This window comes from Photobacterium lucens (assembly GCF_009873615.1).
Taxonomy (GTDB): Bacteria; Pseudomonadota; Gammaproteobacteria; order Enterobacterales; family Vibrionaceae; genus Photobacterium; species Photobacterium lucens.
Genome location: NZ_SSMG01000132.1, coordinates 1 through 11,098 on the forward strand (window position 1 = coordinate 1; position 11,098 = coordinate 11,098).

At 42.6% G+C, this 11,098-nt stretch carries 8 protein-coding genes; 4 read left to right on the plus strand and 4 right to left on the minus strand.

Annotation, left to right across the window (positions count from 1 at the left end; all coding sequences use genetic code 11):
• Nucleotides 1-106 precede the first annotated feature (106 nt).
• From zwf to E5A76_RS06620, 4 genes are all read left to right on the plus strand, one after another.
• Complete coding sequence (zwf, locus tag E5A76_RS06605; RefSeq protein ID WP_107165257.1) at nucleotides 107-1,606, plus strand: glucose-6-phosphate dehydrogenase; 1,500 nt, start codon at nucleotides 107-109, stop codon at nucleotides 1,604-1,606.
• A 2-nt stretch (nucleotides 1,607-1,608) separates the two neighbouring features.
• Nucleotides 1,609-2,334, plus strand: a complete 726-nt coding sequence (pgl, locus tag E5A76_RS06610; RefSeq protein WP_161118460.1) for a 6-phosphogluconolactonase — start codon at nucleotides 1,609-1,611, stop codon at nucleotides 2,332-2,334.
• A gap of 1 nt (nucleotide 2,335) precedes the next feature.
• On the plus strand, nucleotides 2,336-3,784 hold the full coding sequence (gnd, locus tag E5A76_RS06615) for a decarboxylating NADP(+)-dependent phosphogluconate dehydrogenase (RefSeq protein WP_053986775.1): 1,449 nt from the start codon (nucleotides 2,336-2,338) through the stop codon (nucleotides 3,782-3,784).
• A 115-nt stretch (nucleotides 3,785-3,899) separates the two neighbouring features.
• Nucleotides 3,900-4,352 carry a hypothetical protein gene (locus E5A76_RS06620; protein WP_161118461.1) on the plus strand — a complete coding sequence of 151 codons (453 nt, stop codon included), beginning with the start codon at nucleotides 3,900-3,902 and terminating at the stop codon, nucleotides 4,350-4,352.
• Nucleotides 4,353-4,744: 392 nt separating this feature from the next.
• Here the strand turns inward: E5A76_RS06620 and E5A76_RS06625 are convergent, their stop codons facing one another.
• The 4 genes from E5A76_RS06625 to torE form a co-directional block, all read right to left on the minus strand.
• Complete coding sequence (locus tag E5A76_RS06625) at nucleotides 4,745-6,607, minus strand: PhoX family protein (protein WP_161118462.1); 1,863 nt, start codon at nucleotides 6,605-6,607, stop codon at nucleotides 4,745-4,747.
• A 215-nt stretch (nucleotides 6,608-6,822) separates the two neighbouring features.
• Complete coding sequence (torA, locus tag E5A76_RS06630) at nucleotides 6,823-9,291, minus strand: trimethylamine-N-oxide reductase TorA (RefSeq protein WP_161118463.1); 2,469 nt, start codon at nucleotides 9,289-9,291, stop codon at nucleotides 6,823-6,825.
• A 24-nt stretch (nucleotides 9,292-9,315) separates the two neighbouring features.
• Complete coding sequence (torC, locus tag E5A76_RS06635; RefSeq protein WP_107165251.1) at nucleotides 9,316-10,494, minus strand: pentaheme c-type cytochrome TorC; 1,179 nt, start codon at nucleotides 10,492-10,494, stop codon at nucleotides 9,316-9,318.
• 43 nt (nucleotides 10,495-10,537) lie between these two features.
• Nucleotides 10,538-10,714 carry a trimethylamine N-oxide reductase system protein TorE gene (gene torE, locus E5A76_RS06640; RefSeq protein WP_053986770.1) on the minus strand — a complete coding sequence of 59 codons (177 nt, stop codon included), beginning with the start codon at nucleotides 10,712-10,714 and terminating at the stop codon, nucleotides 10,538-10,540.
• Nucleotides 10,715-11,098: the final 384 nt, after the last annotated feature.

An 11,098-nucleotide genomic window follows, 5' to 3' on the forward strand; every position in this document is an offset into this window, starting at 1 on the left:
ATTTTTGCGTAATCGATGAAAAAAATACGGCATAATAAGCCCCCGTTATACCAAGCAATTGATTGCTGCCGCAGGTCTGAAGATCTGAAATTAATGGGAAAATGATATGGTTAAACCAGAAAATAACTCAATTGTAATTTTTGGTGCGTCAGGCGATTTGACTCACCGAAAATTAATACCTGCGTTTTATCACCTTTATGCTAATGGGTTATTACCTGAAGATTTTGCAATTTTAGGGGTAAGCCGTACATCTTATAGCGATCAAGAATTTCGTGATAAGTTAAAGCAATCTTTGACAGAAAATGAAAAAGTCGATGAAGCAACATTGGTTAACTTCTGTCAGCACTTATATTATCAAGCGTTAAATACATCAGATCAAAATGAATACGGTGTACTTAAAGAACGTTTAGATACCTTTAAAGAAACCCATAACACTCATGGTAATGCGGTTTTCTATCTTGCAACACCACCAAGCCTTTACGGTGTGATCCCTGAATGTCTAGCGGCACATGGCTTAAATGATGAAACAGAAGGTTGGAAAAACCTGATTGTTGAAAAACCATTTGGCTACGACTTGGAATCTGCAATTTCTCTAGATAAGCAAATTCACGCTTGTTTTAAAGAACACCAAATCTACCGTATCGACCACTACCTAGGTAAAGAAACAGTACAAAACTTACTGGTTTTCCGTTTTGCTAACGGTATGTTTGAGCCGCTATGGAACCGTAACTTCATTGATTACGTTGAAATCACAGCAGCAGAAGCATTAGGCGTAGAAGATCGTGGTGGTTATTACGATGGCGCAGGTGCGGTACGTGATATGTTCCAAAACCACTTGCTACAAGTTTTAGCAATGGTGGGTATGGAATCACCTGCAGCAATTAATGCTGATTCTATCCGTGATGAAGTGGTTAAAGTAATGCAAAGCTTTAAGCCATTGTCGGACGATGATCTGAAAAATAACCTAGTACTTGGTCAGTACACAGAATCTGAAGTTCGTGGTAAACACTACTTAGGTTACCGTCAAGAGCCGGGTGTAGCAGAAGATTCACGTACAGAAACTTACGTCGGTATGAAGATGTTTATCGAAAACTGGCGTTGGAATGGTGTGCCATTCTACGTACGTACTGGTAAGCGACTACCTACCCGTGTGACTGAAGTGGTTATCCACTTTAAGAAAACACCTCACCCAGTATTTGGCGCTAAAGCACCAGAGAACAAATTGATCATCCGTATTCAGCCTGATGAAGGTATTTTAATGAGCTTCGGCCTTAAAAAACCAGGTGCGGGTTTTGAATCTCAAGAAGTGTCAATGGACTTCCATTACGACAAACTTGAAGAAACTAACATGTTAACTGCTTACGAGCGTCTACTGCTTGATTGTATGAAGCAAGATGCGACGTTGTTTGCTCGTACTGATGCTGTTCGCGCATGTTGGAAATTTGTTCAACCAATTCTTGAATACAAAGAAAACCCAGAGCACTTATTTGGTTATGCCGCAGGAACGTGGGGACCAAAAGAAGCTGACGATTTATTAGCATCAAGCAATCGTGAATGGCGTTTCCCTTGTAAGAACTTAGCAAACACTGATTATTGTGAGCTATAAGCATGATTAATTATCGCGTATTTGAAACACCGCAGGACGTTGTCGTTTCATTGGCTGACACCATGATGACGATGAGCCAGCAATCAAAGCCTGTACATATCTCGTTATCAGGTGGTAGCACACCAAAACTGCTGTTCAAAACATTAGCGCAAGCGCCCTATGCGACAGACGTTAATTGGAACAACTTACATTTTTGGTGGGGCGATGAGCGTTGTGTAGAGCCAACTGATCCTGAAAGTAATTTCGGTGAAGCGAACGAGTTATTGTTCCAAAATGTGGCGATCCCAGCAGAAAACATCCACCGTATTCGTGGCGAAGAAGATCCTGCTGTAGAATCCGCGCGCTTTACCCAAGAGATGGAAGCGGCTATCCCACATAAAAATGGTATGCCAGCATTTGATTGGATCTTATTGGGCATGGGTACTGACGGTCATACAGCGTCATTGTTCCCTAACCAAACTAACTTCGATGATCCAGCATTATCTGTGATTGCAACGCATCCAGATAGCGGTCAAAAGCGCATATCAAAAACAGCACGCTTACTTGAAAATGCAGATCGCATTACCTACCTAGTGTTAGGTGAAAGCAAGGCTGAAGTACTACAAGAAATTAATAATAATCCTGCAGAAGCATTAGCGTATCCTGCAGCGAAGATTAAAGCCGTCAATGGCAAAACAGAATGGTTTTTAGATTCAGCAGCGGCAAAACTGCTGGCGCAAGGAGAATAATATGAAAGGCGATATCGGTGTAATTGGCTTGGCAGTAATGGGCCAAAACCTGATCCTAAACATGAATGACCACGGATTTAAGGTTGTTGCTTACAATCGTACTGTAGCAAAAGTGGAAGAATTCCTTGAAGGCCCAGCAAAAGGCACAAACATCATTGGCGCTACTTCTCTAGAAGATCTAGTGGCTAAGCTAGAAGCACCACGTAAAGTGATGCTAATGGTACGTGCTGGTGACGTTGTTGATGCATTTATTGATCAACTAGTTCCACTTCTAGATAAAGGCGATATCATCATTGATGGTGGTAACTCAAACTACCCAGACACTAACCGTCGTGTTGCTGAACTTGAGAAGAAAGGCATCTTATACGTAGGTTCTGGTGTTTCTGGTGGTGAAGAAGGTGCACGTTTCGGACCTTCAATCATGCCTGGTGGTTCTGAAGCGGCATGGCCTGCAATCAAACCAATCTTCCAAGCGATCTCAGCTAAAACAGATGCTGGTGAAGCATGTTGTGATTGGGTTGGTAAAGACGGTGCAGGTCACTTCGTTAAGATGGTACACAATGGTATCGAATACGGTGACATGCAGCTTATCAGCGAAGCATACCACTTCATGAAGTCTGGTCTTGGTTTATCTCATGATGAGATGCAATCTATCTTCCAAGAGTGGAATAAAACTGAGCTAGACAGCTACCTAGTTGAGATCACATCTGAAATCCTTGGCTACAAAGATGAAGATGGTCAACCACTTGTTGAGAAAATCCTAGATACTGCTGGTCAAAAAGGTACTGGTAAGTGGACAGGTATTAACGCACTAGATCTAGGCATTCCACTAACGCTAATTACTGAATCAGTATTCGCACGTTGTGTATCTTCAATGAAAGATCAACGTGTAGAAGCGCAAGAGCTATTCGGTAAGACAATTACACCAGTTGAAGGTGATAAGAAAGAGTGGGTTGATGCACTACGTCAAGCACTACTAGCATCTAAGATCATCTCTTACGCACAAGGCTTTATGCTGATCCGTGAAGCGTCTGAAGAATTCAACTGGGATCTAAACTACGGTAACGTAGCACTAATGTGGCGTGGTGGTTGTATCATCCGTAGTGCATTCCTAGGTAACATCCGTGATGCATACGAAGCGAACCCAGAAATTAAATTCCTAGGTTCAGATCCATACTTCAAAGATATCCTACAAAGCAGCATGGCTGCATGGCGTAAGGTTGCTGCGAAGTCTCTAGAAATCGGTTTACCAATGCCAACAATGACATCTGGTCTAACGTTCCTAGACAGCTACACAACAGCACAACTACCTGCAAACATGATCCAAGCGCAGCGTGACTACTTCGGTGCTCACACTTACGAGCGTATTGATCAACCTCGTGGCCAGTTCTTCCACACAAACTGGACTGGTACAGGCGGTAACACTGCTTCTACTACTTACGACGTTTAATATATAAACACAGTAAGCATACTAAGCCACCGTTCGCGGTGGCTTTTTTATTGCATGTGTTTTAAAAGTAACAGAACAAGCAACATCATTAATTAAGATAAATACTGAGAAAGAGATGATGAAACACATCAAATGGTTAGGGTTGTGTTTAGTCACAGCATTTCAAATTCATGCCAAGCCTGCTCCTGTTATACCGGTAGACATTGATTTTGTTTCGACTCAATGGATTGATAACTTAGGCACCTTCCGCGTTGTGGTGTTTAATTCAGAAGTGAATCCTTGCTTTACACTTGAGAACTACAAAGAAGGAACAAGCCAAGGGCTGACATCATCGCAACAGATTTGTAAGGTTGCACTGCCTGATCATCAAGTGGTGAATTTACAAGATGATCCAGAAGGTGATATGTGGTTTGAAGATTTTCATTGGGGGGAGTCTTCACTTGATTTTAACTTGAATACATTCAATGCCAACTATAACTGTTCTTTGGCTCTCAAAAGCTTACATCAAGTCAAAAAGCAGAACGTATTGGCGCAATGCCGTTTAGTTAAAAGTAATAATAAAGAATAAAAAAAGCCCTAGTATCGAATACGAATTCAATAAGAAACGTAAACAATACTAGAGCTTTAATATACCCAAGTGACCTTCAATATGCCTGATTCAGAGCGAAGTCACTGAGTTGAATTCAAGAAAGACAACGAAGTGGAATAGCGAGCTCTTTCCAAGTTGTCTGACGCAAGAAGTCGGCTCAGTGACACGCTCCCAAAGGGCGAGCGTCCTTAGCTCTCAGACTTTGTTAACGATTCTCAATGTAGAACCACTATATCTTCGAATCGTTGCCGCGCCTGAGAACTAAGGTCGTCTCGCTGAACACTGCATCTTGAAGTTACTTGGGTATATAAGTAATTCACATTTTAACGAACCTTGATCATCGGGGGGATCTTGGTTGCTAGCGCTGTGAATTATGCGCCAATCACGCCACCATCTTTACGAGTAATTCGCATGATAGAAGAGCGAGGAGTGCTGCGACCGCCATCAGGGAAGTGCGATGGTGCTTGTTCTTCGCCTGGGTGTTGAACACCAACAAACATAGTTTTGCTATCATGGCTAAAGGTAATACCTGTGATTTCACAAGCGATAGGACCTGTTAGGAAGCGACGGATTTCACCTGTTACTGGGTTACCACAAAGCATTTGGTTATTACCCATACCAGCAAAGTCACCTTCATTGGAATCATCACCATCCGTTAGGATCCATAAACGACCGTCTTTATCGAAACCTAAGCCATCAGGACAGTTGAACATGTTGTCTTTATTAATGTTCTTACTACCAGCCATCAATGAATCTTTATGTACCGTTGGGTTACCTGCAATAAGGTAAAGATCCCAGTCAAAAGTCGCAGCGGTGTGGTTACCGTTGGATGGATTCCAGCGCAGGATGTGGCCATATGGGTTTTTCTCGCGAGGGTTCACTGCGTCAACCGGTTGATTAGGTTTAACACCACGGTTCTTATTGTTGGTTAGGGTACAGAAAACTTCGCTTGTATGTGGGTTCACGGCTACCCATTCTGGACGATCCATGGTTGTTGCACCCACATGCGTTGCTGCTTTACGAGCAAAGATCATGATTTCAGCTTGGCTAGCAAAACCGTTCTCAGGTGTCAGGCCATTTTTACCAAACGTTAGTTCAATCCATTGACCAGTGCCTTTTAACTCACCGTCTTTGGCGTCGAATTTAGCAACATATAATGTGCCTTCTTCAAGAAGATCACGGTTAGCTTCTTGGTTGCTTGGGTTATATTTATTCTTTGATACAAAGCGGTATAAGTGCTCGCCACGCTCATCATCGCCTAAATACACCACAACATAACCGTCATTGTTGATCGTAACAGCGGCGTTTTCATGTTTGAAACGTCCTAATGCTGTGCGCTTTTTAGGCATTGAATTAGGGTTCATTGGGTCGATTTCTACAACCCAGCCAAAACGGTTTGGCTCATTAGGGTTTTGAGCAATATCAAAACGTGGATCATGCTCATACCAGCGGTAGTCTTTATTTTCAGGGCTGATACCGTAACGCTCTTGGTTAGAATCAACCGCTACATTTGTATCAGTACCAAAGAAATCATCAAAGTTTTCTTCACAGGTGAGGTAAGTGCCCCAAGGCGTTGCACCATTTGCACAGTTGGCGAAAGTACCTAAAGCGCGTGTACCTGTTGGATCTGCTTTGGTTTTTAGAAGAGGGTGACCTGCTGCAACACCGGTAATTTCCATTGGTGTATTCGCAGTGATACGGCGGTTTAAGCGACCGTTTTGGTTCACGATCCATTGCCCATTTTTCTTCACTAGCTCTACGATTGAGTTACCAACTGCCGCTTGTGCTTTTTTTACATCGTCAGCAGAAAGCGTCTTACCTTGGTTTGGTAATAAGTATTCGTAATTGGTGTATTCATTGTTTACAGCTAATACTGCGCGCTCATTAGTGAGGGTGAAGAACGCCATACCGTCGTTGTTATCGCCAAACTGTTTTAGTTGAGCCTCACTATTTGCTGAGGGATTAAAAGCTGGAGAATCGGCAAACAGTGGTGAACCCCAAGAAATTAACACTTCAGCTTGATAACCTTCAGGCACAACTACTGTATCGGCAACTGAAGTGGGTACAGGTTTGAAGTTGATAGCAGGCTCTTTTTGTTTCGTTTGCGTTGTAGCAGATGCAATAGTAGGGGATGCAGCAAAGAAAGCAGCCGTGGTAGTTGTCGTTTGAAGAAATTTACGGCGGCTTAAACCTTTATTGATGATGTCACTAAATTGCACGTTCTTAGTCGTCATGACTTACTTCCTGATGTTTATAAGAATAACAATAACGCGCTGATACTAGTGATTGAATATGACAAAAAAGTTATAAAATGATTAAACAAAAATGTACAAATTCCTTTTTGGAATCATTGTTGCTATGCGATTTAGAACAATTTGATTTAAATACGGCATAACAGATGTAAAAAAGGCTCCATAAGAGGAGCCTTTTATTTACATAATGAAGTGAATTAGCTTACTTCAATTGGACCACCAAATGATGTTACTGGTGGTAGTTCACCTTTGAACTTCTCGAAGTTAACAATACAGGTCTGTGCACTGGTTGCTTGCGCTAGTTCAGATGATGGAATATCCATAGTTAGGGTATTTGGATCACCATAAGTATCGATTGAACCAACTTTCTCGTTTAGTGGACCATACCATGCACCTTCTTCAATACGAACAACACCACGAGGGTAGCTATCAGTAAGCACTGCACCTGCTAATAGCTGACCACGATCGTTGAATACACGTACTACATCACCATCTTTAATGCCTTTTTCTGCTGCATCTTGTGGGTTGATGTAAACAGGTTCACGACCTTGTACTGTATATGTTGCACGGAACTCTTCAGCTTCACACATTTGTGAGTGCAGACGCTTGTCTGGGTGACAAGACTGCAGCCAGAACGGGTGTTTATCTGAGCCTGGACCACCGTGAGAACGTTCTGTTTTTTCAAACCACATTGGGTGTTCTTGACAGTGCTCGTAACCGTAACGACCAATCTTACGACTGGTGATTTCGATAAAGCCTGATGGAGTACCTAGTGCGTTGATTTCAGGATCTTGACGGAACGCTGCATGGCGAACCCAAGGTTTACCTGTACCAAAATCTAGGTAGCCTTTCTCCCAGAATACATCGAATTCAGGCATATCGAACTTGCCTTCGTTTGCTTTACGGCAATCGTTGTACAGCATACGAACCCACTGCATTTCATCCATGCCACGGGTGTATTCTTTGTTCTTACCGAAACGACGTGTTAGCTCGGTGAAGATCTCGAAGTCAGTTTTCGATTGGTATAGTGGGTCAACTAGCTTATGCATCGCTAACAGACCACGACCACTGTATGAACCCATAACGTCGATATCGTTACGTTCAAATTGCGTACATGCAGGTAGCACGATATCAGAGAAACGACAGGTTGCAGTCCATGCGTAATCAATGGTGACAACGGTTTGTAGTTTCTGGAACGCTTGCTTCATACGGTTACGATCTTGGTGGTGGTGCCAAGGGTTGTTACCGCTGATCACCATCATCTTGTAACCCGGTAGGATCACTTTAGAACCGTTGTACTGAATTTCTTTACCCGGCTCTAGAATACAGTCAACAAAACGTGCAACAGGGATAGTACGGCTGTAACCGTTAAAGTCGTTGTTATCCCACTTAGGTTTTTGACCTTCGTCTACGTTACGTGGGAAACCACCCGGTGCTGCAAAGCCCGTTGATGGTACACCGATACCTGAGTAGTGGTGACCGTAGGAGATACCACCGCCCGGTAGACCGATTTGTCCAACCATTGCAGCAATAACCGCACCCATCCAGTAAGGCTGCTCACCGTGCTCTTGACGCTGAATACACCAACCGAACAAGATCTGAGTACGCTCTTTAACCAGCATACGAGCAAATTCTTTGATTTGATCAGCTGGAACACCACAGATTGGTGCTGCCCATTCAGGTGTTTTCTCAACTTTGTCTTTGGTTTCGCCTTTCACATAACCAATGAACTCGTCAAAGCCCAAACAGTACATCTTGATGAACTCTTTATCGTAAAGGTTCTCGGTGTACAGGGTATGAGCAACACCTAACATGAACGGCACATCAGTTTGTGGGTTGATGTATAAGTGCTTGTTGTTTAGGTAACGTTGAGTCTTGTTTTTAACTGGATCGACAGAGATCACGTTGATCTCACCGTTAGCCACTTTCTCTTTTAGTTGTGCTAGGTAAGGGAAAGATTCGTGTGTTTCACAGTTCCAACCCACCTGCAGGTTTTTCACAGGATCGTTCGCCCATAGGATAACGTTCTTCGAGTTATCTAGGATTTCAGACCATGAAGTACCTTGTGCGTACACTTCAGTAGAACCTAGCACGTAAGGCATGATGGTTTGACCCGCCCCCGTTGAGTAGTCACCTACTTTAGTGATGTAGTTACCATGCATACCTACTGCACGTTGCATGTGGCTAGTACAGCTGTGGAATTGACCTGTTTGACGCCAGCCAGTTTGACCTGCGTGAATTGCCCATGGACCGTAGTCTTTTTGCATGCGCTCAAGTTCACGGTAGAACAGATCTAACGCTTCGTCCCAAGTCACACGTACAAAACGGTTATTACCACGAGTTTCGCCGCTGAATTTGTTTTTCTTCAACCAATCTAGACGCACCATTGGGTAGCGAACACGAGAAGGGTTGTAGATCACACCTTTGATGCCTTTTAGCATCTCAGTTGGGTTCTTATCGATCTCAATCGCTTCGATTTCTTGCACTTTACCCGCATAGATGTGGGCGCGGAACGCGCCCCAGTGTGAGCCAGAGAAACGCCACGTGCCTTGACCGATAGTGTCATCCGCAAACACTTTTGATGATGCAAGTAGGCTAGGGCCAATCACAGAAGCTGCACTAGTTGTTGCAATGCCTTTAAGGAAACTTCTTCTTGATACAGACATATTAATTCTTTACTCCATCAATACTTAGTGTTGTGCTTCAGAGAAGTCAGAAGAGTGTTTCTGAAGGTACTTACGTACAACTGCTTCACTGTCACGGTCAAAGTTAACAAACGCTAACATACCGTCGAACATGCCCGGCCAAGTATTGGCATCGAAGTGGTTCTCAGCAGGTTGGGTATGACACACAGAACAGTTAGTGGTATATGCGGTTTTCGCTTTTTCCCATACTGGTGTGATGTCGTTTACAAGAGAATCCTTCGGCATCCAAACAGTTGCTGTTACACGCTGCCAAGGAAGGCCTGTTAGATCGTCAACTTTTTCTTCGTACTTGCTAACAACTTTGTCGTTTTGTGCAGATTCTTTCAGTAATGAAGCCACAGGGATATTCATACCGAAATCTTCTTGGATCACACGGCCGTAACCCTTGTCTTTACGCCAGCCTGCAATTTCAACTTCAACGGCGTTGTCGGTTTCATCAATCACTTTTACGCCAGATGCAGGGTTAAGTAGACCTGCTTCCACTTTAAGATCTTTGTCTTCGTAAACAGGAAGGAAACGTACGCTGTAAACTTCTTCACCTTTGTTGTATGACGTGTTGTGAGAAAGTTGTACCAGCTCTGAAATCATACCGCCGCTTGTGTCCATGTCTTTTGGTAAGTGGTGAGCAATACCTTTGTGACAATCTACACAGCTTTGATCACGCTCTGCAGCGTTCTTCATTTGAACACGTGCAACAGGAGACATCTTATTGAAGTCCATGCCTTTGTAATCGTGACAGTCGCGACACTCTTGTGAGCCGTTTGCTTTGAAACGCTCCCACTCGTGCTGTGCTAGCACAATACGACGTTCTTCAAATTTCTCAGGAGTATCGATAAAGCCTGCCATGTGGGCAAAGACTTCTTTACTTGCTTGAATTTTACGGGCGATTTTATCTGTCCAATCATGTGGAACGTGACAGTCAGGACACGTTGCACGAACACCTGAACGGTTTTTATCGTGGATTGTGTTTGCATATTCAGGCGCAACGTTTTCAGCGTGACAGCCGACACAGAATTCTTCAGTGTTTGTTGCTTCTAGTGCGGTATTAAAGCCCCCCCAGAAAATAACACCAGCAATAAAGCCACCAAGGGTTAGGACACCTAGACTAATATGAACGCTTGGGCGTGATAGGGTCTGCCAAGCTCTAGCTAAAAATGATTTCATTATTAATTCTCTTTAAAAGGATGCTCACGGTAATTAGTAGGGATTAACCGCCATGTCCTGGTGGACCAAAAACAAATAGTTGTAGCATCCAAACGGTGAAGCCGTAGCCGCCGACAAAAATGACGCTGAGAATAGGAAACAAAAAGATGACAATAAAAAGGAACATCTTCCATTCTCGGCTACGTGTTTGCTTGGTTTCTTGATCAGTCACACTGGTCATAGAACCTCCTGTTTTGTAAAAAATGAGTAGATATAAATATTTTTATTAAATCTATTTATATAACGATCATAAAGTAACCGTCATACATAATTCAATTAATACTTTATGGTTATGCTTATGTTTTGAAGGGTTTTTTGATTTTAAACGAATACATTAATAGCAAATATTGATATAAATATAAATATTATAAAATATAAAAATATATTAATAGTGTCAACGTGGGAATAGGGTTGGTTGATTGTGGTAATTGTTTTATTAGTTGGGTGATTGTAATCAAATACAACAAAACAAGTATCAATTAGAGCAATAAAATAATACAAGTAGGGAAGAAAGAATAATCAAAATTATTATAGGTTGTTTAAATATGAACAATATTAATGGTTG